The sequence below is a fragment of the Burkholderia sp. Bp9012 genome, from assembly GCF_003853825.1.
GTDB lineage: Bacteria > Pseudomonadota > Gammaproteobacteria > Burkholderiales > Burkholderiaceae > Burkholderia > Burkholderia diffusa.
The window spans coordinates 126,478-151,048 of record NZ_QTQA01000008.1 but is presented as its reverse complement, the minus strand read 5'-3'; the positions used below and the strand labels follow the sequence as shown (position 1 = coordinate 151,048).

Annotated in this window: 26 protein-coding genes; 15 read left to right on the top strand and 11 right to left on the bottom strand. The window is 68.3% G+C overall.

Going from position 1 to position 24,571, the window contains the following annotated elements; translation table 11 throughout:
• Position 1: 1 nt before the first annotated feature.
• A complete protein-coding gene (locus DIE11_RS13145) occupies positions 2-1,423 on the bottom strand; it encodes a cytochrome ubiquinol oxidase subunit I (RefSeq protein WP_124624418.1) in 1,422 nt (473 codons plus the stop codon).
• A 491-nt stretch (positions 1,424-1,914) separates the two neighbouring features.
• On the opposite strand from DIE11_RS13145, the gene DIE11_RS13140 reads away from it, so the two are divergent.
• The 3 genes from DIE11_RS13140 to ltaE all read left to right on the top strand — a co-directional run bounded on the left by DIE11_RS13140 (position 1,915) and on the right by ltaE (position 4,011).
• Positions 1,915-2,238: a hypothetical protein gene (locus DIE11_RS13140; protein ID WP_124624415.1), complete on the top strand. Its 324-nt coding sequence runs from the start codon at positions 1,915-1,917 to the stop codon at positions 2,236-2,238.
• A gap of 13 nt (positions 2,239-2,251) precedes the next feature.
• Complete coding sequence (locus DIE11_RS13135) at positions 2,252-2,779, top strand: YMGG-like glycine zipper-containing protein (RefSeq protein WP_124624412.1); 528 nt, start codon at positions 2,252-2,254, stop codon at positions 2,777-2,779.
• Between the two features lie 218 nt (positions 2,780-2,997).
• Positions 2,998-4,011 (top strand): low-specificity L-threonine aldolase, encoded by a 1,014-nt coding sequence (ltaE, locus tag DIE11_RS13130; RefSeq protein ID WP_059598955.1) that lies wholly within the window; start codon positions 2,998-3,000, stop codon positions 4,009-4,011.
• Positions 4,012-4,120: 109 nt separating this feature from the next.
• Here the strand turns inward: ltaE and DIE11_RS13125 are convergent, their stop codons facing one another.
• Together DIE11_RS13125 and DIE11_RS13120 are read right to left on the bottom strand one after the other, a co-directional pair.
• Positions 4,121-4,333: a DUF1059 domain-containing protein gene (locus tag DIE11_RS13125; protein WP_059598956.1), complete on the bottom strand. Its 213-nt coding sequence runs from the start codon at positions 4,331-4,333 to the stop codon at positions 4,121-4,123.
• 106 nt (positions 4,334-4,439) lie between these two features.
• Positions 4,440-5,345, bottom strand: a complete 906-nt coding sequence (locus DIE11_RS13120; RefSeq protein ID WP_059598957.1) for an HTH-type transcriptional regulator ArgP — start codon at positions 5,343-5,345, stop codon at positions 4,440-4,442.
• A gap of 226 nt (positions 5,346-5,571) precedes the next feature.
• On the opposite strand from DIE11_RS13120, the gene DIE11_RS13115 reads away from it, so the two are divergent.
• Together DIE11_RS13115 and DIE11_RS13110 are read left to right on the top strand one after the other, a co-directional pair.
• Positions 5,572-6,642 (top strand): rhodanese-like domain-containing protein, encoded by a 1,071-nt coding sequence (locus tag DIE11_RS13115; RefSeq protein ID WP_124624409.1) that lies wholly within the window; start codon positions 5,572-5,574, stop codon positions 6,640-6,642.
• A gap of 124 nt (positions 6,643-6,766) precedes the next feature.
• Entirely contained in the window at positions 6,767-7,426 is a 660-nt protein-coding gene (locus DIE11_RS13110) for a glutathione S-transferase family protein (RefSeq protein ID WP_124624407.1), read from the top strand.
• A 136-nt stretch (positions 7,427-7,562) separates the two neighbouring features.
• On the opposite strand, the gene DIE11_RS13105 is transcribed toward DIE11_RS13110, so the two are convergent.
• From DIE11_RS13105 to DIE11_RS13095, 3 genes are all read right to left on the bottom strand, one after another.
• Positions 7,563-8,258 (bottom strand): phosphatase PAP2 family protein, encoded by a 696-nt coding sequence (locus DIE11_RS13105; protein ID WP_124624405.1) that lies wholly within the window; start codon positions 8,256-8,258, stop codon positions 7,563-7,565.
• Positions 8,259-8,786: 528 nt separating this feature from the next.
• Entirely contained in the window at positions 8,787-9,425 is a 639-nt protein-coding gene (locus DIE11_RS13100) for a 2-hydroxychromene-2-carboxylate isomerase (protein WP_124624403.1), read from the bottom strand.
• A 133-nt stretch (positions 9,426-9,558) separates the two neighbouring features.
• Positions 9,559-10,338 (bottom strand): IclR family transcriptional regulator, encoded by a 780-nt coding sequence (locus DIE11_RS13095; protein WP_124624657.1) that lies wholly within the window; start codon positions 10,336-10,338, stop codon positions 9,559-9,561.
• Positions 10,339-10,551: 213 nt separating this feature from the next.
• Between DIE11_RS13095 and DIE11_RS13090 the strand changes: the two genes are divergently transcribed.
• The 4 genes from DIE11_RS13090 to DIE11_RS13075 all read left to right on the top strand — a co-directional run bounded on the left by DIE11_RS13090 (position 10,552) and on the right by DIE11_RS13075 (position 15,346).
• Positions 10,552-11,538 carry a hydroxymethylglutaryl-CoA lyase gene (locus tag DIE11_RS13090; RefSeq protein WP_124624401.1) on the top strand — a complete coding sequence of 329 codons (987 nt, stop codon included), beginning with the start codon at positions 10,552-10,554 and terminating at the stop codon, positions 11,536-11,538.
• Complete coding sequence (locus tag DIE11_RS13085) at positions 11,535-12,830, top strand: CaiB/BaiF CoA-transferase family protein (protein WP_124624399.1); 1,296 nt, start codon at positions 11,535-11,537, stop codon at positions 12,828-12,830. The genes DIE11_RS13090 and DIE11_RS13085 overlap by 4 nt, the downstream gene beginning before the upstream one ends.
• 85 nt (positions 12,831-12,915) lie before the next feature.
• Positions 12,916-14,220: an MFS transporter gene (locus DIE11_RS13080; protein WP_124624396.1), complete on the top strand. Its 1,305-nt coding sequence runs from the start codon at positions 12,916-12,918 to the stop codon at positions 14,218-14,220.
• A gap of 1 nt (position 14,221) precedes the next feature.
• Positions 14,222-15,346, top strand: coding sequence for an amidohydrolase (locus DIE11_RS13075; protein WP_124624393.1), 1,125 nt, complete (start codon positions 14,222-14,224; stop codon positions 15,344-15,346).
• Between the two features lie 25 nt (positions 15,347-15,371).
• On the opposite strand, the gene DIE11_RS13070 is transcribed toward DIE11_RS13075, so the two are convergent.
• From DIE11_RS13070 to DIE11_RS13060, 3 genes are all read right to left on the bottom strand, one after another.
• Positions 15,372-15,848: an SRPBCC family protein gene (locus DIE11_RS13070; protein WP_059608082.1), complete on the bottom strand. Its 477-nt coding sequence runs from the start codon at positions 15,846-15,848 to the stop codon at positions 15,372-15,374.
• A 120-nt stretch (positions 15,849-15,968) separates the two neighbouring features.
• A complete protein-coding gene (locus DIE11_RS13065; protein WP_124624391.1) occupies positions 15,969-16,454 on the bottom strand; it encodes an SRPBCC family protein in 486 nt (161 codons plus the stop codon).
• On the bottom strand, positions 16,417-16,794 hold the full coding sequence (locus tag DIE11_RS13060) for a helix-turn-helix transcriptional regulator (RefSeq protein ID WP_124624388.1): 378 nt from the start codon (positions 16,792-16,794) through the stop codon (positions 16,417-16,419). The genes DIE11_RS13065 and DIE11_RS13060 overlap by 38 nt, the downstream gene beginning before the upstream one ends.
• 196 nt (positions 16,795-16,990) lie before the next feature.
• On the opposite strand from DIE11_RS13060, the gene DIE11_RS13055 reads away from it, so the two are divergent.
• Together DIE11_RS13055 and DIE11_RS13050 are read left to right on the top strand one after the other, a co-directional pair.
• Positions 16,991-17,521, top strand: a complete 531-nt coding sequence (locus tag DIE11_RS13055; protein WP_124624385.1) for a GNAT family N-acetyltransferase — start codon at positions 16,991-16,993, stop codon at positions 17,519-17,521.
• Positions 17,522-17,777: 256 nt separating this feature from the next.
• Positions 17,778-18,356 carry a hypothetical protein gene (locus tag DIE11_RS13050; RefSeq protein ID WP_124624382.1) on the top strand — a complete coding sequence of 193 codons (579 nt, stop codon included), beginning with the start codon at positions 17,778-17,780 and terminating at the stop codon, positions 18,354-18,356.
• A 163-nt stretch (positions 18,357-18,519) separates the two neighbouring features.
• Here the strand turns inward: DIE11_RS13050 and fabV are convergent, their stop codons facing one another.
• Positions 18,520-19,722 carry an enoyl-ACP reductase FabV gene (gene fabV, locus DIE11_RS13045; RefSeq protein ID WP_124624379.1) on the bottom strand — a complete coding sequence of 401 codons (1,203 nt, stop codon included), beginning with the start codon at positions 19,720-19,722 and terminating at the stop codon, positions 18,520-18,522.
• 205 nt (positions 19,723-19,927) lie between these two features.
• Here fabV and DIE11_RS13040 point away from each other — a divergent pair, with 205 nt between their 5' ends.
• From DIE11_RS13040 to DIE11_RS13025, 4 genes are all read left to right on the top strand, one after another.
• The gene (locus DIE11_RS13040) at positions 19,928-20,461 is read left to right on the top strand and encodes a GbsR/MarR family transcriptional regulator (RefSeq protein WP_006760784.1); all 534 of its coding nucleotides are present in this window, start codon (positions 19,928-19,930) and stop codon (positions 20,459-20,461) included.
• Positions 20,462-20,604: 143 nt separating this feature from the next.
• Entirely contained in the window at positions 20,605-21,858 is a 1,254-nt protein-coding gene (locus DIE11_RS13035) for an SDR family oxidoreductase (RefSeq protein ID WP_124624376.1), read from the top strand.
• Complete coding sequence (locus DIE11_RS13030) at positions 21,855-22,325, top strand: DUF2269 domain-containing protein (protein ID WP_124624373.1); 471 nt, start codon at positions 21,855-21,857, stop codon at positions 22,323-22,325. Before DIE11_RS13035 ends, DIE11_RS13030 begins: the two co-directional genes overlap by 4 nt.
• 141 nt (positions 22,326-22,466) lie before the next feature.
• Entirely contained in the window at positions 22,467-23,090 is a 624-nt protein-coding gene (locus tag DIE11_RS13025; RefSeq protein ID WP_059608091.1) for a glutathione S-transferase family protein, read from the top strand.
• A gap of 66 nt (positions 23,091-23,156) precedes the next feature.
• Here the strand turns inward: DIE11_RS13025 and DIE11_RS13020 are convergent, their stop codons facing one another.
• Positions 23,157-24,560 (bottom strand): serine hydrolase, encoded by a 1,404-nt coding sequence (locus tag DIE11_RS13020; protein ID WP_124624370.1) that lies wholly within the window; start codon positions 24,558-24,560, stop codon positions 23,157-23,159.
• Between the last annotated feature and the right edge of the window lie 11 nt (positions 24,561-24,571).

Below are 24,571 nucleotides of genomic sequence, written 5' to 3'. Positions count from 1 at the left end.
CTCAGACGGTCTCGATCAGCTCGTCGACGGCCGACATCGGGCGGCGCGCGGTGTGATCGGGGCGCGTGTCGGGCATGTCGTGTTTCGGGTCGTGCTTGACGTCGGGCAGCGCGGGGCCGGCCTTCATCAGCTTCAGCATGTAGTACACGCCGGTGCCGAACACGAGGAAGTACACGATCACGAACGTCATCATCGACAGGCTGACCTGCTGCACCGAAAGCGGCGACACGGCCTGCGCGGTGCGCATCACGCCATACACGACCCACGGCTGGCGGCCCGCTTCGGTCGTCACCCAGCCCGCGAGCAACGACACGAAGCCGGTCGGACCCATCACGAGCGCGAAGCGCTGGAACCACTTCGATTCATACAGCGTGCCGCGGCGGCGCAGCAGCCATGCGAGCGCGGCGAGGCCGATCATCGCGAAGCCGAGGCCGACCATGATCCGGAAGCTCCAGAACACGACCGTCGAGTTCGGGCGGTCCTCGGGCGGGAAGTCCTTGAGCCCGCGGATCTCGCCGTCCCAGCTGTGCGTGAGGATCAGGCTGCCGAGATGCGGCACCTTCACCGCGTAGCGGGTGGTCTCCGCCTGCATGTCCGGAATGCCGAACAGGTTGAGCGCAGTGCCGCCCTTTTCGGTTTCCCACAGCCCTTCGATCGCGGCGATCTTCGCGGGCTGGTGCTTCAGCGTGTTGATGCCGTGCTGGTCGCCGATCACGGCCTGCAGCGGCGCGAGCACCAGCAGCAGCCACAGCGCCATCGAGAACATCTTCTTCACGCCCTTGTCGCGGCGCCCCTTCAGCAGGTGCCAGGCGCCGGTCGCGGCCACGACGAGCGCGGCGACGATGAACGCGGCGATCGCCATGTGGAACAGGCGGTACGGGAACGACGGGTTGAAGATGATCGCGAACCAGTCGGTCGGCACGATGCGGCCGTCGACGATCTCGAAGCCTTGCGGCGTCTGCATCCAGCTGTTCGACGCGAGGATCCAGAACGTCGAGATCAGCGTGCCGATCGCGACCATCAGCGTCGCGCCGAAGTGCGCGCGCGGGCTTACGCGATTCCAGCCGAACAGCATGATGCCGAGGAAGCCGGCTTCGAGGAAGAACGCGGTCATCACCTCGTACATCAGCAGCGGGCCGGTGACGGCGCCGGCGAAGCTCGAGAAGCCCGACCAGTTGGTGCCGAACTGATAGCTCATCACCACGCCGGAGACGACACCCATCCCGAACGCGACCGCGAAGATCTTCGACCAGAACAGGCAGAGGGTTTTGTAGTACTGCTTGCCGGTCTTCAGCCAGCGATATTCGAGCACGGCGATGAAGCTGGCGAGGCCGATGCTCAGCGCCGGGAAGACGATGTGAAAGGAGACGGTGAACGCGAATTGCAGGCGGGCCAGATCGAGGGCCGAAAAAGCGGTGTCCATACCAGTTGACCGAGGCTGACGATACCCGCCGGCGGGTGCCGGCGGACCCCGGCCGACGGGGCATCGGGGTTGGCTGGAGTATGTGCCGCGATATTGCGCCGCGAAATGCGCCAACTCGTCGCAGATGTCCAGTCCGCCGCGCGCGTTTTCGGGATAAATCGTTGATTCGTATCAACAACACCGGTCGTCACGTGCGCGATCGTGACGTGGCGGTCTGTCGCACATGCGTCAATATGGCGCGTCGCGTCATCGGAACGGTGCGTTGCGAACCGGCGTGCTGCGTGGCGCCGCCGCCTGCGGCCAGTCCGTTTCGGCGCGTTGACGCGTAACGCGTGCAGTCCCGCTGGCGGGCCCTGGCTGACGGGGCCGGTTACATGGGTAACGTCGCGCAACATTGGCGCCCGCGCCTGTAATGGCTGGCGAATCGCGCACGGCGTAGCGTTCGATATGTCGGGTTCGTATCGACGAACCGTCCTGCCGGAGAACGTGACGTGAATGGATTGAAGCTCGCGCTGGGCGCGGTCGCCGCGGTGGCCGTCGCGACGGGCGGCGTCGCGCATGCCGCCCGGGTCGGCGTGTACGTCGGCCCCGGTTACCCGTATTACTACCCGGTCGTTCCGGCGCCGTACTACTACCCGCCGCCCGTCGTCGTGGTGCCCGTCGATCCCGGTCCGCCGCCGGAGTACGTCGAGAAGGACCAGCCGCTGCAAGGCGGCGCGGACGTCTGGTACTACTGCGACGCGTCGAAGCATTACTACCCGTATGTGAAGACCTGCAAGTCGGGCTGGCGATCGGTGCCGGCGCGGCCGCAATGAGGGAGGCCCGACGATGAACCCCATGATTCGATCGCTGCGCGTGCCGGCCGTGCTGGCGCTGGCCGGCCTGCTCGGCGCGTGCGCGTACATGCCGACCGGGCCCAGCGTGATGGCGCTGCCGGGCACCGGCAAGTCGTTCGACCAGTTTCGCGTCGACGATGCGAACTGCCGCCAGTACGCGTTCCAGCAATCGGGCGGCGTGAGCGCCGGGCAGGCGTCCACCGCGAGCGCGGTCGGCAGCGCGGCCGTCGGCACCGCGCTCGGCGCGGCCGCGGGCGCCGCGTTCAACGGCGGCTCCGGCGCGGCCGTCGGCGCGGGTGCCGGGCTGCTCGCGGGCAGCGTCGTGGGCGCGGGCGCCGCGCAGGGCTCGGCCTACGACGTCCAGCGCCGCTACGACTACGCGTATCTGCAATGCATGTACGCAACCGGCAACCGCGTGCCGGTGCCGGGAGGGATGAGCGGCGGATATGTCGGAGGCGCGCAGCGCGCGGCGCCGCCGATGCCGCCGCCGGGTGTCCAGCCGCCGCCGCCGCGTTATTGACGATGCCGCCCCGAATGCCGGCCGCCCCGCCCCGGCGCGGGGCGCGTCGCTTCGTGCCGGTCGCGGGGGGATCGTGCGGCGGTGGCGCGCGATCGAGCGCCGCTTCCTTGTGCGGCGCGATGCATCGGCAGGCGCTGCGCGAATTGCGTACACTCTGAGTCTCGTTTCGGCAGGGCCGGGCGCATCGGTTCCGGTCTGCGTTCACTCAGGGCACGAAGATGATCGATTTACGCAGCGATACCGTCACACGTCCGAGCCAGGCGATGCTGGCCGCAATGACTGCCGCCGAAGTCGGCGACGACGTATGGGGCGACGACCCGACCGTGCTGCGCCTGCAGGCGGTCGCGGCCGAGCGGGCCGGCAAGGAGGCCGGCCTGTTCTTCCCGAGCGGCACGCAAAGCAACCTGGCTGCGCTGATGGCGCATTGCGAACGCGGCGACGAATACATCGTCGGCCAGCTCGCCCACACCTACAAGTACGAAGGCGGCGGCGCGGCCGTGCTCGGCAGCATCCAGCCGCAGCCGATCGAGAATGCGCCGGACGGCACGCTGCCGCTCGCGAAGATCGCCGCGGCGATCAAGCCGCTCGACAACCACTTCGCCCGCACGCGCCTGCTCGCGCTCGAAAATACGATCGGCGGCCAGGTATTGCCGGACGGCTATGTGCAGGAAGCCGTCGCGCTCGCGCGCAGCCGCGGGCTGGCGACCCACCTCGACGGCGCGCGCGTGTGCAATGCGGCCGTCGCGTCGGGCCGCCCGATCGCCGAACTATGCGCGCCGTTCGATACCGTGTCGATCTGCTTCTCGAAAGGGCTCGGCGCGCCGGTCGGTTCGGTACTGGTCGGCAATCGCGCGCTGGTCGAGCGCGCGCAGCGCTGGCGCAAGGTGCTCGGCGGCGGGATGCGGCAGTCCGGCATACTCGCGGCGGCCTGCCTGTATGCGCTCGACCACAACGTCGAGCGGCTCGCCGACGATCACGCGAACGCCGCGCATCTCGCCGCCGGCCTCGCGCGCATCGAGCCGGTGAAGGTGCTGTCGCATGCGACGAACATGGTGTTCGCGCAATTCCCCGAAGCCGATTGCGCGCCGCTCGAGGCGTGGCTGAAGGAACGCGGGATCCTCACGCAGATGCTGTACGCGTCGCGCTTCGTCACGCACTGCGACGTGTCGCGCGCGGATATCGATACCTTCATCGACGCGGTCGGCGCGTATTTCGCGCAGCGGCGCGCGTAAGGTGGAATGCGCCGGCCGGCCCGGGGGCGCAGGCGCGGCGCGAAGCGGGAGTGGGGAGGCGGCGGGGCGGTGCTGTGGCCCGTCTGTCGATATCTGGCGTGCCGGTGGACTACGCGTGCCGGGGCATGTCGGCGGGCGGCGTGCCGTCGCGGAACAGTGCTTTCAGCTGCGTGCGAAGTTCGGCGCTGTCGGTGTGCTGGTGCACCGAGACCGCATGCTGCACGGCGGCCTCCAGGAGTTCGTTGTCGGAGTCGGCGGAAATCGCGACCGAGCAATGCATCGCGCTGGGAAACTCGCGGCAATCGATATAGCGGCGGGACATGATGTTCTCCTCACGGGAAAGGGAACGGCCGGATGGGCGTGATCGGCCGCGCGGCGCGTTCGCGAGGCCGATGAAAAAAGTATAGGCGACGTGCCGGCGACGCTCGTCACGACAGCGGTGCGAGCAGCCGGCGCGCCGCTTCGACCACCCGCGTGGACAGCGACGCCATCGTCGGCGACTGCACGGTCCATGCGTGCCAGTACAGCGCGATATCGGTCGGATGCATGGGCGCGAGATCGACGAGCCCCTGCGCGTCGAGCGGCGCGCCGCCGATCAGCGGCTCCGGCACCATCGCGTAGCCGAGCCCGTGCCGCACCGCCGCGAAATGCGCGTGCGTGCCCGGCACGTAATGGCACGGATACGCGCCTTCGGGCAACCCGAATTTCTCCTTGAGGAACGTGGACTGCAGCGTGTCGCGCCGCGAATACGCGACGACCGGTGCGACGCGCGCGCTCGTGCGGCTCAGGCCGCGCGGGAACCAGCGCCCGGCGAACGCGGCGGCCGCGAGCAGCCGGTAGCGCATCGTGCCCAACGGCGTCGCGACGCAGCCGCGCATCGGCTTCGGCTCGGTCGTCACGCAACCGACGGCCATCCCGCTTTCGAGCAGCGCGAACGTGTGATCCTGATCCTCGACGATCAGCTCGAACAGGATGCGCTCGCCCGCGAGCACCGACGTCAGTGCGGGCAGGAACCAGGTGCCGAGGCTGTCGGAGTTGAGCGCGATCGTGACCGAGATCGGCGATTCGCGCTCGGCCGCGAGCGTGCTTTGCAGGTCGGCCTGCAGCAGCGCGACGCGGCGCAGGTGCTGCAGCACGCGCTGTCCGGCCACCGTCGGCCGGCACGGACGCGTGCGCAGCACGAGTGGCGTGCCGAGGCTCGCTTCCAGCGCGCGCACCCGCTGCGTGACGGCGGATGCGGTCACGTGCAGGCGCACGGCGGCCTGCTCGAAGCTGCCGGTGTCGGCGACGGCCAGCAGCGCGGCGGCCTGCTTCGGATCGATCGTCATCGACATGTCGACGCAATTCCTGTGAACGTAAGACGAGAACAGGCGGTAGTGTAAGGCAGCGCGCGCGACGCTACGGGCGCGGCATGACACCTCACCGCATGCAACGACGCGGGTGGCGTGCGCGTTTTGCACTACCCTGTATGAACGCGCGCCCCGCGCGGCGGGTGTCGCAACCGGCACCCTTCGCACGATCCGTACAACCCGCACGCCCAGCCGACGGAGCGACTTCGCCATGATCTTCCGGCAACTCTTCGACCCGCAATCGTCGACCTATACGTACCTCCTTGCCGACGGCGCATCGCGCGAAGCGCTGCTGATCGATCCCGTGTTCGAGCAGGTGCGCCGCGACGCGGCACTGCTCGACGAACTCGGGCTAAGGCTCGTCGCGACCGTCGACACGCACGTGCACGCCGATCACGTGACGGGTGCGTGGCTGCTGAAGCAGCGCACCGGCAGCGCGATCGCGATTTCGGCCGCGAGCGGCGCGCAGGGCGCCGACCGTTACCTGAACGACGGCGATCGCTGCGCATTCGGCACGCGCTACCTGACCGTTCGCGCGACACCGGGCCACACGAGCGGCTGCATCAGCCTCGTGCTCGACGACGAATCGATGGCGTTCACCGGCGACTGCCTGCTGATACGCGGCACCGGCCGCACGGATTTCCAGCAGGGCGACCCGCGCGCGCTGTATCGCGCGGTGCACGGCCGGCTGTTCACGCTGCCGGCCGCCTGCCTGCTGTATCCCGCGCACGACTATCGCGGGCTGACGGTGACGAGCGTCGGCGAGGAGCGGCGCTTCAACCCGCGCCTCGGCGGCGATCTCAGCGAGGACGATTTCGCGGGCTACATGCGCAATCTCGGGCTCGCGCATCCGCGCCAGATCGACGTCGCGGTGCCGGCGAACCTGCAGTGCGGCGTGGCTGCGAACGCACCCGACGCGCACGCGGTGGCCGACTGGGCGCCGCTCGTCTACACGTTCGCCGGGTTCTGGGAAATCGATCCGCAGTGGCTCGAGGATCACCTGCCGGAGGTGCAGGTCGTCGACGTGCGCGAGCCGGACGAATTCTCGGGCCCGCTCGGCCATCTGCCCGGCGCGACGCCGATTCCGCTCGGCGAACTGGCCTCGCGCACCGGCGAGCTTGCGCACGACCGGCCGATCGTGACCGTGTGTCGTGCCGGCGGCCGCTCTGCGCAGGCGACGGTGATTCTCCTGAAGGCCGGTTTCGATGCGGTCGCGAACCTCGGCGGCGGGATGCTGCGCTGGCGCGGCGAAGGCCGCGTCGTGATGGATGGCCGGTCGTAACGGCGCGATACCGCATACGAAAAAATGTTCGGGCCGCTGTCGAATCGGCGAGGCGCCGTTCGTCGTCAAGGTATCCGATCACATGGCGCTGCATGACGCGGCGCCGAAACCCGAGAGCCCCGCAATGACGCCGACGCTATACGCCCATCCCTTTTCGTCCTACTGCCAGAAGGTGCTGACCGCGCTGTACGAGAACGGCACGCCGTTCGCGTATCGCGTGCTCGCGCACGACGATCCGAAGCCGATGCAGGAACTGGCCGCGCTATGGCCGATGAAGCGTTTCCCGGTGCTCGTCGACGCGGGCCGTACCGTGATCGAGGCGACGATCATCGTCGAATACCTCGACCTCTACCATCCGGGCCCCGTGCGACTCGTGCCCGACGACCGGCGCGCGGCGCTGGAAGTGCGGACGATGGATCGCTTCTTCGACAACTATGTATCGACGCCGCAGCAGAAGGTCGTGTTCGATGCGCTGCGTCCGGCGCACGAGCGCGATGCGCGGGGTGTCGCCGACGCGCGCGCGATGCTCGAAACGTCGTATGCGTGGCTGGATCGCACGATGGCCGATCGCGAGTGGGCGGGCGGCGACCGCTTCAGCCTCGCCGACTGCGGCGCGGCGCCGTTCCTGTTCTACGCGGACTGGACGCACCGGATCGACCCGTCGTTCGCGAACGTGATCGCGTATCGCAAGCGGCTGCTTGCGCGGCCGTCGTTCGCGCGGGCGGTCGACGAAGCGCGGCCGTATCGTGCGTTCTTCCCGCTCGGCGCGCCCGATCGCGACTGACATGCGCGGCCGCGGTTGCCGACGCGGCGGCGACCTGACCGGCGGCGTGCGCATGGCGTGATGCCGCCGCGCAGGGCCGGCAGCGCGTGCCTGGGCGTCGTGACGACAGCAGCGGATGCATGGCGGCGCCGTCCCGTTACATTGCCGTGTGCTTGACCGACTGCGCGAGCGTCAGCAGTTCGTCGAACTGCGTGATGAGCTCGAAGCACAGCAGGAACGCGAGCGTATAGGCCGGCGCGGGGAAGCGCCGGATCGCCTCCAGCACCCGCGGCGCGAAGCGTGATCGAATCGCATCGCGCGTCAGCAGCCACGCGATCGCGATGCCGATCGCGGCACCGGCGATCAGGTCGGTCGGATAGTGATAGCCGAGATACGCGCGCGGCACGCAGATGAACACGACCGCATACAGCAGCGCGAGCACGCCGGCCCGGCGCGCGATGATGAAGATGCCTGTCGCGATCGCCATCCACAGCATCGCGTGATCGCTCGGAAACGAACTCCACGCCTGCAGCGTGGCCGCGCGCAGTTCCTCGGACGGGAAGTGCAGGTGCAGATCGGGGTTGTAGATCGGCCGCACGCGGAACGGCAGGACTTTCGCGAGCAGCCGGCCGAACGCGAGCGCGACGAGCCCGCTCGCGACCGTCGCGATGACCAGTTCGCGCTGGCGTTCGCGTTCCGGTCCCGGCTGGAACCACAGCCAGCACAGCACGGGGATGAGGATGAAGCCCTTGAACGTATAGAGGCCGGCGATCACACGGATCGCGTGATTCATCAGCGGTCCGAACGTGATGTGGGTGAGGAAGGTCTGGATCGCGGTGTCGAAATTGTTCATGTTCTGCGACCCCGGCGGACACGCAGCACATGACACGCGACCGGCAGGGATCAGGAAGCGCGCTCGCACGGGAGCGCAATGGGGGGCAAGTATGTCACCGGTAATTTCGAAGAAAATGGGAAAAAATACCGGGATTCCCCTTAGAAAACGCGATTTTCCGATGGGGCCGGATTGGGAATGACCGTGCGGCGCGGTCATGTCGAATCATCTGACGGTTGCGCGCGCGTTCACTACGCATCGTCGAAAAATAATGTGTTGAACTGGATAATCCGGTGAGCGATCGCGCACTTGCATCGGATGACCGAATGCGCGTCGCATCCCGCGCGGATCTGCCGTGCTGCGCCGGGCCGCGAAGCACCGAACGAAAATAAAAAGAAAAGGTGTGCAAGCCGTGTTGGGCTGCCCGCTCCGCATTTGCCTGCAGCGCTCGCGCCCCAAGCGCTGCTCGTGGACTTCGTCGCGATGATGCGCGAAGCCGTGCCGCTGCTCGTCGAAGGGCGCGACACGCAAGCGTCGTCGCGCGTGTCGTCAACCGCGCCGGATACCTTCGGGCAGCGCGCTGATGCGGCGCACTTCGGGCGAGTCGAGCCACGCGCGCGACGTCGCGCAGTCGACGAACATGTCGGTCGCGTCGTCGCCCCAGAACAGGTCGCCGTCGAGTTCGAAGGTCGGCACGCCGAACACGCCGTGCGCGATCGCCTGATCGGTGTTCGCACGCAGCGCGTCCTTCACCGGTTGGGCTTCGACGGCCGTCACGCCTTCCGGAAAGCCGACCGCCTCGCACAGCGCGGCGAAGCCGTCCGGCGTCGATACGTCCTGGCCGTCGCGCCAGATGTAGCGGAAGATCCGCCGGATCGCCTCGGGCGAGCCGCCCATCGCGATCGCGAGGCGTAGCGGCCGGATCGGGTTGAACGGATGGGCGGGCGGCATCCGGAACGGAATGCCGAGCTTGTCCGCGCGGTATTGCGCGTGGCGATACGTGAAGATGCGCTTCGCCGCGATCTCGGCCGGCGCCTTCTGGCCCCAGTGTGCGAGCAGCGCGCCGAGCACGATCGGCTTCGGCTCGTATGCGGCGGCTGGCGGCAATTGGTCGAACCGTTCCTGCTGCAGATACGCGAACGGCGAAACGAAATCGAAATACCAGGTGGCGGTGCGCGCGGCGTTCATCGTGGGGTTCCCTTGCGTGTCCGGACGGCGGTTGCATGTGCGGCGCCGTTCGACGGCGTGCTGCATGCGTCGACGGCCAGTGTCGCATGCGGCCGCCTTTTGCGCTGCCTCATCGCCGCATGCGCGCGGCCGGTTATGGCTGGGCGGGGCCGTCCGGTACCGCGAATCGGGCGAGACTGTCGCGCACGGCTTGCGCATCGTAGCGCGCGCCTGCGCCGCCGAGCGCGACGGTCGCCTTCTGCGCGAGCGGCAACAGCATCGCGAGCGCCGCGGCCATCGCCGGCGCGGCGGCAAGCCGCGATTGCGGACCGGATACCGTCAATGCGCCGACGCAGTCGCCGGCCGCGCCGAACACCGGCACGGACGCCGACGCGGTTTCCGGGTCGCGCTCGCCGTAGGACGCGGCCCACAACTGTTCGCGCACTTCGTTCCAGCGCGCATCGTGCGGCTCGGTGAACGCGAGCAGCACCTTCCCCGACGCCCCTTGGTGAACCGGAAACTCCTCGCCGACCCGGATGGACACGCGCACCGTGCGCGTGGGTTCGACGCGGTAGAGCACCGAGCGCATGTCGCCATGGCGCACGTAGAACGATGCCGTCTCACCGAGTTCGCGGCTGAGCGTCTCGAGCAACGGTTCGACGACCGGGCCGACCCGGAACGAGCGCTGATACAGCGCGGCAAGCCGCAACGGCTCGTGTCCGACCGCGTACTGGCCGTCGTCGAGCTTGCGCATGAAGCCGCCGTGCTCCAGCGCGGCGAGCAGGCGCAGGATCGTGCTCTTGTACAGCCCGGTGCGGCGCGACAGTTCCGCGAGCGACAGCCGGTCGTCGGTTTGCCCGAAAGCGTGGAGGATCGCGAACGCGCGATCGAGGACGGCGACGCCGCTGGAGGCTTCGGCCGACGAGTCGGGCATTTCGTCGGTGTGATCTGCGGGAGTCGAGGTCGGGGGCACGGCGCGTTGTTCCTTTCGGTGGCGGTTGATCGACTATATCGTTCTGCCTGACAGAACTCAAGTTCCAAAAAATCGCAATTTCACGGGTATACCCCGCTTACAGCCGATTCGACACGCCTCTAAAGTTCCGTCAAGAAGAACGATGTTCTTTCAGATAGAATATTGAGGTGTCGAATGCGTGTTTCCGAAAGTCCGAAGGTGCTGGTCAGCGAGGTCGGTCCGCGTGACGGCCTGCAGAGCATCAAGGCCGTGATGCCGACGGCCGACAAGTTGCGCTGGATCACCGCGCTCGCCAAAGCCGGGCTGCGCGAGATCGAGGTCGGGTCGTTCGTGCCCGCGCGGCTGTTGCCGCAGATGGCCGACGTGCGGGAAGTCGTCGCCCATGCGCTGGCGATTCCCGGATTGCACGTCGCCGCGCTCGCGCCGAACCTGCGGGGCGCCGAAAGCGCGTTCGACGCGGGGGTCCACAAGCTGACGTTGCCGGTATCGGTGACCGAAGCGCACTCGCTCGCGAACATCCGCAAGACGCCGGCGCAGATGATCGACGAAGTGCGCGCGATCGTCGCGCTGCGCGATGCGCGTTTTCCGTCGGTGCAGATCGAGGCGGGCGTGTCGGTGGCGTTCGGCTGCACGATCGCCGGCGCGGTCGCCGACGACGAGACGATCGCGATGGCCGTCGCGATGGCCGAATGCGGCGTCGACGAGATCGGCCTGTCCGATACGAGCGGCTACGCGAATCCGGCGCAGGTGCGCCGGTTGTTCATGCGCCTGCGGCGCGAAGTCGGCGGCAAGGCCGGCGGCGCGCACTTCCACAACACGCGCGGGCAGGGGCTCGCCAACGTCGTCGCGGCGCTCGACGCAGGCGTGACGACGCTCGACGCGAGCCTCGGCGGCCTGGGCGGTTGCCCGTATGCGCCCGGCGCGACCGGCAACGTCGTGACCGAGGACCTGGTGTTCCTGCTGGAGTCGATGGGGTACGACACGGGCATCGACGTCGACGCGCTGCTCGCCGCGCGCGCGATCCTGCAGGCGGCGCTGCCGGCCGAGGCGCTGTACGGCCACGTGCCGGACGCGGGGTTGCCGAAGGGTTTTCATTATGCGGACGGCCGTGCGCCGACCGCGGCCCAGCCGGAACGCTGCCTGACCGGAGTCGCGCAATGAACGATCGCCAACCGGCTTCGCCGCTGCCGTACGAAGGCGTGCGCGTGATCGAGATGACGCACATGGTGATGGGCCCGACCTGCGGCATGCTGCTCGCGGATCTCGGTGCGGAAGTCATCAAGATCGAACCGATCGCGGGCGACAGCACGCGTGCGTTGCGCGGTTCCGGCGCGGGTTTCTTCGGAATGTTCAACCGCAACAAGAAGAGCATGGCGGTCGACGTGAAGGATCCGCGCGGGCTCGAGATCATGCGGCGGCTCGTCGCGACGGCGGACGTGTTCAGCGAGAACTTCAAGAGCGGCACGATGGACCGGCTCGGCCTCGGTTATCCCGCGCTGTCCTCGCTGAATCCGCGCCTGGTGTACGTGTCGCACAAGGGTTTCCTGCCGGGCCCGTACGAACATCGCACCGCGCTCGACGAAGTCGTGCAGATGATGGGCGGTCTCGCGTACATGACGGGCCCCGAAGGCCGGCCGCTGCGTGCGGGGTCGAGCGTGAACGACATCATGGGCGGGATGTTCGGCGCGATCGGCGCGATGGCCGCGCTCGCGCAGCGCGAACGCACCGGCCGCGGGCAGCAGGTGCAGAGCTCGCTGTTCGAGAACAACGTGTTCCTCGTCGCGCAGCACATGATGCAGTTCGCGGTGACGGGGCAGGCCGCGTCGCCGATGCCGAGCCGGATCTCCGCGTGGGCCGTCTACGACGTGTTCTCCGTCAAGGATAACGAACAGATCTTTCTTGCGGTGGTGTCGGACACGCAGTGGGCGCTGTTCTGCGACGCGTTCGGTTTCGCCGCGCTGAAGGACGATGCGCGCCTCGCAACGAACAACCTTCGCGTGCAGGCCCGCGACTGGCTGCTGCCCGAACTGCGTGCGCGGCTCGCCGCGCATTCGGCTGCGGAGATCGGCGCGATCTTCGAATCGATCGGCCTGCCGTATGCGCCGATCACGAAGCCGCAGGACTTGTTCGACGATCCGCATCTGCTGGCGACGGGCGGCCTCGAAGCCGTGACGCTGCCGGCCGATGCGAGCAGCGCCGGCCGCCCGGTCGCCACGCGCACCGCGATGCTGCCGCTCACGCTCGCGGGCGAGCGCCTGCGGCTGCGCTCGGCGCCGCCCGCGCTCGGCCAGGACACCAGCGCGCTGCTCGGCGAGCTCGGCTATACGCCGGACGACGCGCGGGCGCTGATCGACGCCGGCGTCGTCGCGGGGCGGCACGCGCACGGCGCGCACGATCAACCGCCGGCCATGCCGGGCGATGTGCCGTCGCCGAACGAAGTGGCGAGCGCGTAGCGCCGCCGCGATCCATCGAACGAACAAAGGGCATCCCGGCCGCGCGATCGTGCGGGCGGGGACCGCCGCATCCACGGAGACAACCATGACATCCGCTTCCCCGGCGCTGGCCGCCGATCGCGAGACCGACGCGACGATCGAGCAACGGGCCGTGCGCAAGGCCGCATGGCGCTTCATTCCGCTGCTCGCGCTCGCGTATTTCTTCAACTATCTCGACCGCACGAGCGTCGGGTTCGCGGCGCTGACGATGAACCGCGATCTCGGCTTGACCGCCACGCAGTTCGGCTGGGGCGCGGGGATCATGTTCGCCGGCTATTGCCTGTTCGAAGTGCCGAGCAATCTCGCGCTGTACCGCTTCGGTGCGCGGCGCTGGCTGGCTCGCATCATGATCACGTGGGGATTGATCGCGGCGGCGACCGCGCTCGCGGCGGGCCCGGCCAGTTTCTATGTGATCCGGCTGCTGCTCGGCATCGGCGAGGCCGGTTTTTTCCCGGGCGTGATCTTCTTCCTCGCCGTGTGGTTTCCGGCGAGTTACCGCACGCGCGTGCTCGCGTGGTTCACCGTGTCGACGCCGCTGTCGTCGCTGATCGGCGGTCCGCTGTCGACGTGGCTGCTGCAGATGGATGGCGCGCTCGGTCTCGCGGGCTGGAAGTGGATGTTCATCGTCGAAGGGCTGCCCGCGTGCGCGCTCGGCTTTCTCGTCCTGAAGCTGCTGTCCGATTCCCCGGCCACGGCCGCCTGGCTGTCGGACGACGAGCGTGCCGCACTGCAGCGCGCGTTCGAGCGCGAAGGCGCCGCCGGCCGCAAGAAGCGTTTCGGCGTCGCATTGCGCGACGTGCGCGTGTACCTGCTCGCGCTGATCTCGTTCGGCTTCACGATGGGCTCGTACGGCATCGGCATCTGGCTGCCGCAGATGCTGAAGGCGCACGGGATGTCGACGATGCAGACCGGCTGGCTGTCCGCGGTGCCTTACTTCTTCGCGACGATCGCGCTGCTGTGGTGGGCGAAGCGGGTGGACCGGCGCGGCGGCCCGATCGCGAACCTCGCGATCGGTCTCGCCATCGGCGCGGTGGCGCTCGGCGTGTCGACCCATTTCCTGACGCTCGGGCCGGCGCTCGTCGGCATCACGCTCGCGCTGGTCGGCACGATTGCCGGACGCACGATCTTCTATACGCTGCCTTCGCGCTTCCTGTCCGGCGAGGCCGCGGCCGGCGGACTCGCGCTGATCAATTCGATCGGCGCGCTCGGCGGATTCGCGGGCCCGTATCTGGTCGGCTACCTGAAGGACAGCTTCGGCACCTTCACGGCCGGGATGCTCGGCCTCGCGATCGTCCTGGCGATCACGACGCTGCTGACGCTGTCGCTGTACGCGTTCGACCGGAGCGAATGACATGGCCATCTCGATCAAACGACGCCGCTTGCTCGGTGCGGCCGCCGCATCGCTCGCACTGCCCGCATGTGCCGAGATGCGCGCGCCGGCTGAAAACGGAGCTTCCCGCATGACGACGCAAAGCAACTATCTCGCGGTGCGCAACGACTGGCTTGCCTCGGCGCTCGAGCCCGCGCTCGAACCGGATCTGCCGATCGTCGATGCGCACCATCACTTCTACGAGCGGCCGGGCTGGATCTACATGCTCGACGACTATCTTCAGGATGCGCGCGCCGGACACAACATCCAGGCCTCCGTCTACATGCAGGCGCTGACGCGCTATCGCGATGCCGGGCCGGTCGAACTGAAGCCTGTCGGCGAGACGGCATACGTGGCCGGCGTGACGGAGCCGCTGCAGCGAAGCGGTCCGGCCGTCGCGAAAGGCATCGTCGGGCATGCGGACCTGCGGCTCGGCGCACGCGTGCGCGACGTGCTCGAAGCGCATCTCGATGCGGGGCGGGGACGCTTTCGCGGCGTGCGGCACCTGAGCACGTGGGATGCCGATCCGTCGCTCGCGAACCCGTTGTCGGCGGTGCCGCGCGGATTGCTGCTCGATCCCGCGTACCGGGCCGGCGTCGCGCAGCTCGCGCCGCTCGGGTTGTCGTACGACGCGTGGCTGTTCTTTCCTCAGTTGCCGGAGTTGTTCGATCTCGCGAAGGCGAACCCCGACACGCGGATCGTCGTCAATCACTGTGGCGGCGTCGTGCGGATTGCGAGCTACGCGGACAAGCGGCCGGAAGTCTTCGAGCGCTGGCGGACATCGATGCGCGAACTTGCCCGGCTGCCGAACGTATTCGTGAAGGTCGGTGGCCTCGGCATGCGGATCAACGGCTTCGATTTCGAGAAGGGCGCGCGGCCGCCGTCGTCCGAACAGCTCGCCGACGCATGGAAGCCGTGGATGCTCACGTGCATCGAGGCGTTCGGCGCCGAGCGCTGCATGTTCGAGAGCAATTTCCCGGTCGACAAGGGTTCGTATTCGTACGTGAACGGCTGGAACGCGTTCAAGCGGTTGACCGCGCATGCGGGCCCGAGCGAGCGCGATGCGCTGTTCCGCGGGACCGTCACGCGCGCGTACCGGCTCGGCTGATGCGTCCTGCGCCCGTCGCCTCGCGCTAGCCCGTCTCGACCAACGCGGCCAGCCGGGCGAGCGCCATTTGCCAGCCGGCCTCGTTGTCGGCGGCCGGCACGCCGGGCGGCACACCGTCGTGTACCGCATCGATGCGTGTGCCGCCTGCTTCGTCGGACAGCATGATCGTGACCGTCATCGCGCCGCGCAGCATCGGATCGTCGGTTTCGAACACGTCGATTTCGACGATCTTCTGGTCCGGCACGAGCGTCACGAAGCGGCCGTGATAGGTGTCGGTGTGCGCGGTGGTCTTGCCGGTGCCGTCCGAAGGTGCGTCGTAGCTCAGCGACACGCGCAGCGCGCCGCCTTCGCGCGCGTCGTATGCGTGCACGCGGCACGTCATGCCGTCAGGCACTTTCCATTGTTCGACGGCGCGCGGATCGAGCAGCGCGCGGTAGACGCACTCGCGCGGCGCGTTCAGGTGCCGACTGACCCGGGTCGAATGCGTGTGCATGTGCAGCATATGGCCTCCCGCGGAACGCGCACGACGGCGCACGCCGGATGCCGGCGTCTCGTCATGCGCCCTTCAGGAATCCTAGGCGCGCGCACGGCCGCATGCAATGGCCCGCGCATGCGGCCGCATTCAGCGCAACGCGGCCGCGAATTCGTCGAGCTGCGTGATGCAGATGTTCCAGCCATCGAAAAAGCCGAGGGCCTCGTGCCGCTCGCGCGTGGCGGCATCAGGGTGCATCACGCGCGCCTCGTAGCGGCAGCCGGCATCGTCGTCGGCCATCGTGATGACGGCCGTGAAGCCCAGCCACGGCACCTGCGGCCGCCAGCCGCCCGTGAGCATCGACGTGAATGCGATTCGCGCTTCCGGCACGATGTCGAGGAAGCAGCCGGGGTTGTCGCTCGTGCCGCCGTCGGGGCCGCGCATGAACGTGTGGAAGGCGCCGCCCGGGCGCAGGTCGAACGCGTGCACTTCGGTGGTCCACGGTTTCGGGCACCACCATTCCTTCAGCAATTCCGGGTCGGTCCATGCGCGCCAGAGTGCCTGGCGCGGCGCGCGCAGCGTGCGCGTGATGACGAGGTCATGGGCTTCGGCGGGGTCGACGTGGCTGGCTGACATGCGCTTGCTCCTCCTGGTGACGGCGTTCGACGAATTCCACGAGACGATCGGAGCGCGCTTCCCAGTGCGCGCGCTGCGCGGCGAGCCACTGTTCGGCCTCCGCCAGCCGGCCGGCGACCAGCTCGCAGGTGCGTGAGCGGCCAGTCTTCCGGGTCGTGACGAGGCCGCTGCGCTCGAGCACCGCGAGATGCTTCATGAACGACGGCAGCGCCATGTCGAACGGCGCGGCCAGTGCCGAAACGGTCCGCCCGCCATTGCCGAGCGCGCCGACGATCGCGCAGCGTGTCGGATCGGCGAGTGCGTGGAATACGTCGCTGATGCCGGGTTGAAAGTTAGCCATGTGGCTAAGCATAGGCGATTCAGCCGGATTTTTCATCGCGTAGCATGATGGGGCGGTAACACGCGCCAATCGGGCTGGACGCCGTGTTGCCTTGCACCGGCCGCCGTTGCGCATGCATCGACCGCACGTCGGCGTTCCATTCGATCCGGGCGCACGCCGACCGAACGCGTGCCCCACCTGATATACCGGAGAGGGTATGACCGAACCCGTGACCGTGCGCCGCCTCGATGCGAGCGAAGCGCATGCGCGCATCGACGCGCTGGCCGACGTGCTGATCGATTGCGTCGAGGGTGGCGCGTCCGTCAGTTTCATGTTGCCGATCGAGCGTTCGACCGCCGTTGCGTTCTGGACGCGCGTCGCCGATGGCGTCGCGGGCGGCGAGCGCATCCTGCTCATCGCCGAGGACGTCGCCGGGCGGATCGTCGGCACCGTTCAGGTCGTGACCGCGCAGCCGGAGAACCAGCCGCATCGCGCGGACATCGCGAAGATGCTCGTGTCCCGCCATGCACGCCGGCAGGGGATCGCGGCGCGGCTGCTGACGGCTGCCGACGAAGCCGCGCGCAATGCCGGCAAGACCGTGCTCGTGCTCGACACCGTGACGGGCGGCGATGCCGAGCGTCTGTACGAGCGGGCCGGCTGGCAGCGCGTCGGCGTCGTACCGAACTTCGCGCTGATGCCCGACGGCGCATTGTGCGCGACGACGTATTTTCACAAGCAGCTCGCGTAACCGGGCTGGATGCGATCGCACTCCGGTTCGCGATCGGCGCGCAGTGCGGCGGAGCGGGGCCGTGGGCCGGACGCCGGATGCCGAACGCCGAACGCCGAACGCCGAACGCCGAACGCCGGACGCCGGACGCCGGACGCCGGACGCCGGACGCCGGACGCCGGACGCCGGACGGAAAAAATGTCGGACGGCGACGGCGCCGCTCCGATATATTCGTGCTGGAACACGCCACCGCCATGCCAACGGAATCGCCGCCTCGATGAAACGCTCCCATGTCGCCTTCGCTCTCACGGGCCTGCTCGTCGCGGTGCCGATCGCCGCCTTTGCGCTCGTCAAGCCGCTACGCGTCGTCGCGCCCGCGCTGCTTCCCGGCGTGTCGTGCCCCAGCGCGGACATCTGCACGGACGATGCCGCGAAGTTCGGCGCCGCGCAGCAGCTCTATCGCGACGGTTATGCGCGCGCGGCGGCGGCCGTGGGCCCGTTTCGCGAGGCACCGCGCGTCGTGTTCTGCTCGACGCGCGAGTGTGCCGACATGTTCGGTCTCGGCGAACGCGCGGCATTGACGCTCGGGGATTTCGGCGTGATCGTCGCGCCGCGCGGCTGGCAGACCTACTTTCTTGCGCACGAGCTGATCCATCATCGTCAGGCCGAAGTGCTCGGCAACTTCGCGGTGGCGACCAAGCCGCGCTGGCTGATCGAGGGGATGGCCTATGCGCTCAGCGACGATCCGCGTCATCCGCTGAAGGAGCCGTTCGAGTCGTGGCGCGCGCGTTTCGGCGCGTGGCATGCGGCGCTGGGCGGACAGCCGCTGTGGGATGCCGCAAGGGCGGTGGAATAGCGCGGGCCGCGATCGCCCGATCCGCGGATGGCGCCGCCGACGCGCTCGCACGGCAGGTGCGAACCGCGCTGTCGGCGGACGTGTCCGACGGGGTGACGCCGTTCGGGCTTCGCTGCTGGAGAGTCGGCCCGCCGCCACGCGTCGCGCGCGGCGGGCCCGGTCGTCAGACCGTGGTGTCGATGATGCCCGGGATCTTCACGTCCGGGTTCACGTCCGCGTCGTAGTCGACGCCGGCGATCTCGAAGCCGAACAGGCGCAGGAACTCGGTCTTGTAGCCGGCGAAGTCGGTCATCTCGTACAGATTCTCGTTCGTCACCTTGTCCCACATGGCGACGACCTTGGCCTGCACTTGCGGATCGAGTTCCTTGTAGTCCGCGCGCAGGCGGCCTTCGTCGTCGATGTGCGGCGTCGCGCCGTACATGCTGTCCTTCAGGAGCCCGTACACCTGCTCGATGCAGCCTTCGTGCGTGCCCTTTTCCTTCATCACCTTGAACAGCAGCGACAGGTAGAGCGGCATCATCGGGATCGCCGAGCTCGCCTGCGTGACGACGGCCTTGAGCACCGACACGCGGGCATCGCCGCCGTGCGCGGCCAGCTTGTCGCGGATCGACAGCACCTTCTTGTCGAGATCCTTCTTCGCTTCGCCGATCGAGCCGTTCCAGTAGATGTCGTGCGTGATCTGCTCGCCGAGGTACGTGAACGCGGTCGTCTTCGCGCCGTCGGCCAGCACGTCGGCTTCAGCGAGCGCGTCGATCCACATCTGCCAGTCCTCGCCGCCCATCACGGCGACGGTGCCGTCGATCTCTTCCTGCGTCGCCGGCTCGAGCGAGACTTCGCGGATCACTTCCTTGTCGGTGTCGAGGCCGCGGAACGTGACCGACTTGCCGACCGGCTTCAGCGTCGAGCTGATCGTTTCGCCCGTCTTCGGATGCGTGCGGCGCGGTGCCGCGAGGCTGTAGACGACCAGGTCGACCTTGCCGAGATCCTGCTTGATGGTGTCGATCGTGATCTGCTTGACCTTGTCGGAGAATGCGTCGCCGTTGATGCTGCGCGCATAGAGCCCCTTTTGCGCGGCGAACTTCTCGAACGCGGCGCTGTTGTACCAGCCGGCGGTGCCCGGCTTCGTTTCGCTGCCGGCGCGCTCGAAGAACACGCCGAGCGTGTCCGCGCCCGAACCGAATGCGGCCGAGATCCGGGCGGCGAGGCCATAGCCCGTCGACGCGCCGATCACGAGCACCTTCTTCGGGCCGTTGGGGATCGGGCCGTGCGAAGTCACGTAGTCGATCTGTTCCTTGACATTGGCTTCGCAGCCGACCGGATGAGTCGTCACGCAGATGAAGCCACGCACGCGCGGTTTGATGATCATGGAAACCTCTATTCAGAAAGGCGGGGGACGGCCTGAAATCGGAAAAATCCCGCGCATTGTAATGGAAGCGGGCGGGCAGGGCGGGAAACGCGGGCGGTGGCGGCATTCGCAGTTGCGCGGGGTCGGACCATCGACGCGGCGATTTGCGTAGTGGCCAGATATTTCTCTCTTGACAGAAATAACTGAAAAAACTAAATTTCCCGACATGGAACTCACACCGATTGCCGAACGATTCATCCTCCACTGGGGCGAAATGGGCTCGCGGTGGGGCGTCAACCGCACCGTCTCGCAGATTCACGCGCTGCTGTACCTGGCCGGAAGGCCGGTCGCGGCCGACGAGATCGCCGAGACGCTCAACGTCGCGCGCTCCAACGTCAGCACGAGCCTGAAGGAGTTGCAGGCGTGGCGGCTCGCGAAGGTCGTGCACGTGCTGGGCGATCGCCGCGACCACTTCGAGACGTCGACCGACATCTGGGAACTGTTCAAGCTGATCGTCGAAGGGCGGCGGCAACGCGAGATCGAACCGACGCTCACGGTGCTGCGCGATTGCCTGACGAGCCCCGAGATCGCCGACGAGAGCCGCGAAACCGAGCAGCGCATTCGCGACACGCTGCAGTTCGTCGAGACGCTCACGACCTGGTCGGACGAGATGCTGCGGCTCAAGCCCGATACGCTGATGAAGGCGCTCGGGATCGGCGCGAAGATCAGCCAGACGGTCAGGCGCAAGTCGTCGAAGTAGGCGGCACCGGACGTGCGGGCACGCAGCCCGCTTTTTTTGGATTCAATGTTTCTGTCTTTACAGAAATAACTGTACAGAGAGGATGAAAAAATGAACGAGATCATGCTGTCGATCCGCCGGCATTCCGCATCGCGGAGTGCGACATGAACATCCTCGTCTGCGGCGCGAACGGCTTCATCGGGCGGGCGCTGAGCGCGCGGCTCGAGGCCGGCGGCCATCGCGTGCTGCGCGGCGTGCGGCATGCGGTCGGCGCGCACGACGTCGCGATCGACTTCGCGAAGGATGTCGATCCCGACGCGTGGCTCGCCCGGCTGGATGGCGTCGACGTGGTGATCAATGCGGTCGGGATCATCGCCGACCGGCGTGATGCGACGTTCGACACCGTGCATCGCGCGGCGCCCTGCGCGCTCTTCACCGCATGCTGCCGTGCCCGCGTGCGACGCGTGATCCAGATCTCGGCGCTGGGCGTCGAGCGCGGCGACACGCCGTATTTCGCCAGCAAGCACGCGGCCGACACCTTCCTGCAGACGCTGCCGCTCGATTACCGGATCGTGCGTCCGGCACTCGTCTACGGAACCGCCGGCACGTCCGCCCGGTTCTTCCGGATGCTCGCGAGCCTCCCCGTGCACGTGTTGCCTGCGGGCGGCCATCAGCGGCTGCGCCCCGTGCACGTCGACGATCTCGCCGAGCTCGTCGCGCGGCTCGTCGATGCGCCGGCGGCCGGCCGTCCGGTCATCGACGCGGTCGGTGGCGACGAAGTCGAGTATCGCGAGATGCTGAGCGTCTATCGCGCCGCGCTGGGTTTCCCGCCGGCGGCGCGCGTCGCGCTGCCGAGCCCGCTGGTCGGCACGGCGGCCGCGCTGCTCGGCACGATGCCGGGCGCGATGCTGACCCGCGACACGTGGACGATGCTGCGCGGCGGCAATACCGGAGATCCCGCCGCGCTCGCGGCCGTGCTTGGCCGGCCGCCGCGCGGGCTGCGCGATTTCATCGGCGCGAACGCGGCCGCGCTGCGCTGCGATGCGCTCGCGATGTGGCGGCGGCCGCTGCTGCTCGGCGCGCTCGCGATCGTCTGGATCTGGACGGCCATCGCCAGCGCGTTCATTCATCCGCGGCACGACAGCCTCGCTATGCTCGCCCGCGCCCACCTGAGCGGACTGCCCGCGCTGATCGCGCTCTACGGCGCATGCGCGCTGGACTTCGCGTTCGGCGTGGCGACCGTCGCCGCGCCGTCCCGCCGTCTGTGGGCCGCGCAAGGCGCGCTGATCGTCGCGTATTCGGCCGTCATCGCGGCCACGATGCCTGGCCTGCTCGCCGAGCCGTTCGGCCCCGTGCTGAAGAACGTGCCGATTCTCGCGATCCTGTTGATCCTCTTTTCAGAAGAAGAACACGCATGAGCACCTATCTCGTGATCAAGACGCTGCATATCCTGTCCTCGGTGCTGATGGTCGGTACGGGCTTCGGCACCGCGTTCTACCTGTTCTTCGCGAACCGCACGTGCTCCGTGCCGGCGATCGCCGCCGTGTCGCGCCTCGTGGTGCGCGCGGACTGGTGGTTCACGACGCCGGCCGTGCTGTTCCAGCCCGCGTCCGGGCTGTGGCTCGCGCATACGGCCGGCTGGCCGTGGACGACGCCGTGGCTGATCGCGTCGATCGTGCTGTATGCGGTCGCGGGCGCGTGCTGGCTGCCGGTCGTGTGGCTCCAGATCGAGCTGGCCGCGATGGCGAAGCTCGCGCATGCGAATGGCGATGCCGAGCTGCCGGCGCGCTACTGGCGTTATGCGAAGCGCTGGGAGCTGCTGGGCTATCCGGCGTTCTTCGCGATGCTGAGCGTGTATTTTCTGATGGTGGTCAAGCCTATGTAAGCGAAGCAGCGGGGCCGCGCGCAGCGGTTTCGCCTGACGGCCTGTCGATTCCCGTGCGCTCGTGTATAACTTCGGCAGGAGCGCGTTCGGGCCGTTTCGCGCGGTCCGAACGCTTCGCATTCGACCTCACAAGGAGCCTGCATGCTGCACATCCTCGGCAAGATCCCGTCCATCAACGTTCGCAAGGTGCTGTGGCTGTGCACCGAACTCAACCTGCCGTTCGAACAGGAAGACTGGGGCGCGGGCTTTCGCACGACCAACGATCCGACCTACCTCGCGCTGAACCCGAACGGCCTCGTGCCGGTCATCAAGGACGACGACTTCGTGCTGTGGGAGTCGAACACGATCATCCGCTATCTCGCGAACCGCTATGGCGGCGACGCGCTCTATCCGGCCGAGCCGCGGGCGCGCGCACGCGTCGACCAGTGGATCGACTGGCAGGGCACGGACCTGAACCGTTCGTGGGTGGGTGCGTTCCTCGGCCTCGTGCGCAAGTCGCCCGATCACCAGGACCCGGCGGCGATCGCGCAGTCGATCGCGGGCTGGACGAAGCACATGCAGATACTGAACGCGCAGCTCGAGGCGACCGGCGCGTTCGTGGCCGGCGACCACTTCACGCTCGCCGACATTCCGATCGGCCTGTCGGTGAACCGCTGGTTCGGCACGCCGTTCGAGCACCCGGAATTCCCGGCGGTGAAGCGCTACATCGAGCGTCTGGCGACGCGCGAGGGCTTCAAGCAGTACGCGGGCAGCGCGAACCCGTAACGCATTGCATCTCACGCGCGTCGCGGCGGCGTGACTGCCGCTGCAACGCTGCCTCCCCGCGGCACGTCACGTGCCGGATGCCGGTACGGCCTCGAGCACGCGCGCGAGAAACGCCTCGTGATTCCACGCGGATTCCGGCCGCGACAGCCCGAGCCGCACGACCACCAGCTCGCGGCTCGGCACCACGCTCACGAACTGGCCTTCATGGCCGACCGCATGAAACGCATCGGCGGGCAGTGGGCGCGCCTGCGGATCGCGATCGTTGAACGGCTCCGGCACCTTGACCCATAGATGCGCGCCGAATTCTCCGCGCGTCGACAGCGGCGTTGCGCGCGTCAGGTAGCGCACCCAGCCTTCCGGGAGCCGCCGCTGCCCGTCCCACACCCCGTCCTGCAGCAGAAGCTGCCCGAAGCGCGCCCAGTCGCGCGCGCTCGCATACATGAACGACGCGCTGCCGAGCGTGCCGGCCGCATCGGGTTCGAACACGGCGCTGCGCATCCCGAGCGGCGCGAACAACGCGCGGCGCGGAAACGCGAGGTAGTCGCGCTCGGTGCCGCCCATCGCCTCGCGCATCACACGCGCGACGATCGCGCTCGTGCCGCTCGAGTAGTACCACTGCGTGCCGGGCCGGGCGGCGAGCGGCTTGGTCGACGCGAAGCGCGCGGTGTCCGGCTGCGTGAACAGCATCACGGCAACGTCGGACAGCGGGTCGTCGTAGTCCTCGTTGAATTGCAGGCCGCTCGTCATCCGGAGCAGCTCATCGAGCGTGATCGCCGCGCGCGGGTCGCCGCTGTCGCGCCATTCCGGCAGCAGCGCCGACGCGTCCGGCGAGAGCTTGTGCTGCGCGACGAGCATGCCGGCCAGCGCGGCCGTGACGGTCTTCGTCATCGACCAGCCGGGTAGCGGCGTGTCGGCCGTGAAGCCGGGCGCATAGCGTTCGGCGATGACCTGGCCGCGCCACATCACGACGACCGCGCGGGTGCGTCGCGGCCGCGCCGGATCGGGTTCATCGAACGCGCGGTCGAGCGCGGCCTGCAGCTTGCGTGCGTCGATACCGGCGGGCGGTGCGGCCGGCGTCGCTTCCTGCGCGGGCGGCGGATCGGGGACGGGCGGCAGCGCCGCCGGCAGCACGCCGGGCGACGGCCCGAGCGCGAGCGTGCAGCCGAGCCCCGGCCGGAAGTCCGCCTCGCGTGGCGCGAACCCGGCGAACGTTGCGACGGCACGATGATGCTCGGGATCGATCGACGGGCGCACCAGTTTCAGCAGCGGGTGCACGCCGGCCATGATGTCGACATCGATCACCGACGCGGCCGGACGGCCCGACACGAACACGCCGGAACACAGCGCCTTCGCGGCATAACCCGTCGCGATCGGGGCGAGCCGCGACAGCATGTAGCCGGTATAGCCGAGCGCGGCGACGAGCGCGACGGCGACGCCGCGCAGGATCAGCGATTTGAAGGGGATCGTCATGAGCGAGCGTC

Excerpts from the sequence above, each read along its gene's own strand:
- DIE11_RS13125 (WP_059598956.1), bottom strand. The coding sequence starts at position 4,333 with ATGTCCCGCCGCTATATCGATTGCCGCGAGTTTCCCAGCGCGATGCAT.
- DIE11_RS13040 (WP_006760784.1), top strand. The coding sequence starts at position 19,928 with ATGGAACTCACACCGATTGCCGAACGATTCATCCTCCACTGGGGCGAA.
- DIE11_RS13145 (WP_124624418.1), bottom strand. The coding sequence starts at position 1,423 with ATGGACACCGCTTTTTCGGCCCTCGATCTGGCCCGCCTGCAATTCGCG.
- DIE11_RS13055 (WP_124624385.1), top strand. The coding sequence starts at position 16,991 with ATGACCGAACCCGTGACCGTGCGCCGCCTCGATGCGAGCGAAGCGCAT.
- DIE11_RS13070 (WP_059608082.1), bottom strand. The coding sequence starts at position 15,848 with ATGCTGCACATGCACACGCATTCGACCCGGGTCAGTCGGCACCTGAAC.
- DIE11_RS13065 (WP_124624391.1), bottom strand. The coding sequence starts at position 16,454 with ATGTCAGCCAGCCACGTCGACCCCGCCGAAGCCCATGACCTCGTCATC.
- DIE11_RS13120 (WP_059598957.1), bottom strand. The coding sequence starts at position 5,345 with ATGTCGATGACGATCGATCCGAAGCAGGCCGCCGCGCTGCTGGCCGTC.
- ltaE (WP_059598955.1), top strand. The coding sequence starts at position 2,998 with ATGATCGATTTACGCAGCGATACCGTCACACGTCCGAGCCAGGCGATG.
- DIE11_RS13100 (WP_124624403.1), bottom strand. The coding sequence starts at position 9,425 with ATGAACGCCGCGCGCACCGCCACCTGGTATTTCGATTTCGTTTCGCCG.
- fabV (WP_124624379.1), bottom strand. The coding sequence starts at position 19,722 with ATGATCATCAAACCGCGCGTGCGTGGCTTCATCTGCGTGACGACTCAT.
- DIE11_RS13135 (WP_124624412.1), top strand. The coding sequence starts at position 2,252 with ATGAACCCCATGATTCGATCGCTGCGCGTGCCGGCCGTGCTGGCGCTG.
- DIE11_RS13095 (WP_124624657.1), bottom strand. The coding sequence starts at position 10,338 with ATGCCCGACTCGTCGGCCGAAGCCTCCAGCGGCGTCGCCGTCCTCGAT.
- DIE11_RS13050 (WP_124624382.1), top strand. The coding sequence starts at position 17,778 with ATGAAACGCTCCCATGTCGCCTTCGCTCTCACGGGCCTGCTCGTCGCG.
- DIE11_RS13035 (WP_124624376.1), top strand. The coding sequence starts at position 20,605 with ATGAACATCCTCGTCTGCGGCGCGAACGGCTTCATCGGGCGGGCGCTG.
- DIE11_RS13025 (WP_059608091.1), top strand. The coding sequence starts at position 22,467 with ATGCTGCACATCCTCGGCAAGATCCCGTCCATCAACGTTCGCAAGGTG.
- DIE11_RS13030 (WP_124624373.1), top strand. The coding sequence starts at position 21,855 with ATGAGCACCTATCTCGTGATCAAGACGCTGCATATCCTGTCCTCGGTG.
- DIE11_RS13075 (WP_124624393.1), top strand. The coding sequence starts at position 14,222 with ATGGCCATCTCGATCAAACGACGCCGCTTGCTCGGTGCGGCCGCCGCA.
- DIE11_RS13060 (WP_124624388.1), bottom strand. The coding sequence starts at position 16,794 with ATGGCTAACTTTCAACCCGGCATCAGCGACGTATTCCACGCACTCGCC.
- DIE11_RS13080 (WP_124624396.1), top strand. The coding sequence starts at position 12,916 with ATGACATCCGCTTCCCCGGCGCTGGCCGCCGATCGCGAGACCGACGCG.
- DIE11_RS13085 (WP_124624399.1), top strand. The coding sequence starts at position 11,535 with ATGAACGATCGCCAACCGGCTTCGCCGCTGCCGTACGAAGGCGTGCGC.
- DIE11_RS13105 (WP_124624405.1), bottom strand. The coding sequence starts at position 8,258 with ATGAACAATTTCGACACCGCGATCCAGACCTTCCTCACCCACATCACG.
- DIE11_RS13110 (WP_124624407.1), top strand. The coding sequence starts at position 6,767 with ATGACGCCGACGCTATACGCCCATCCCTTTTCGTCCTACTGCCAGAAG.
- DIE11_RS13020 (WP_124624370.1), bottom strand. The coding sequence starts at position 24,560 with ATGACGATCCCCTTCAAATCGCTGATCCTGCGCGGCGTCGCCGTCGCG.
- DIE11_RS13115 (WP_124624409.1), top strand. The coding sequence starts at position 5,572 with ATGATCTTCCGGCAACTCTTCGACCCGCAATCGTCGACCTATACGTAC.
- DIE11_RS13090 (WP_124624401.1), top strand. The coding sequence starts at position 10,552 with ATGCGTGTTTCCGAAAGTCCGAAGGTGCTGGTCAGCGAGGTCGGTCCG.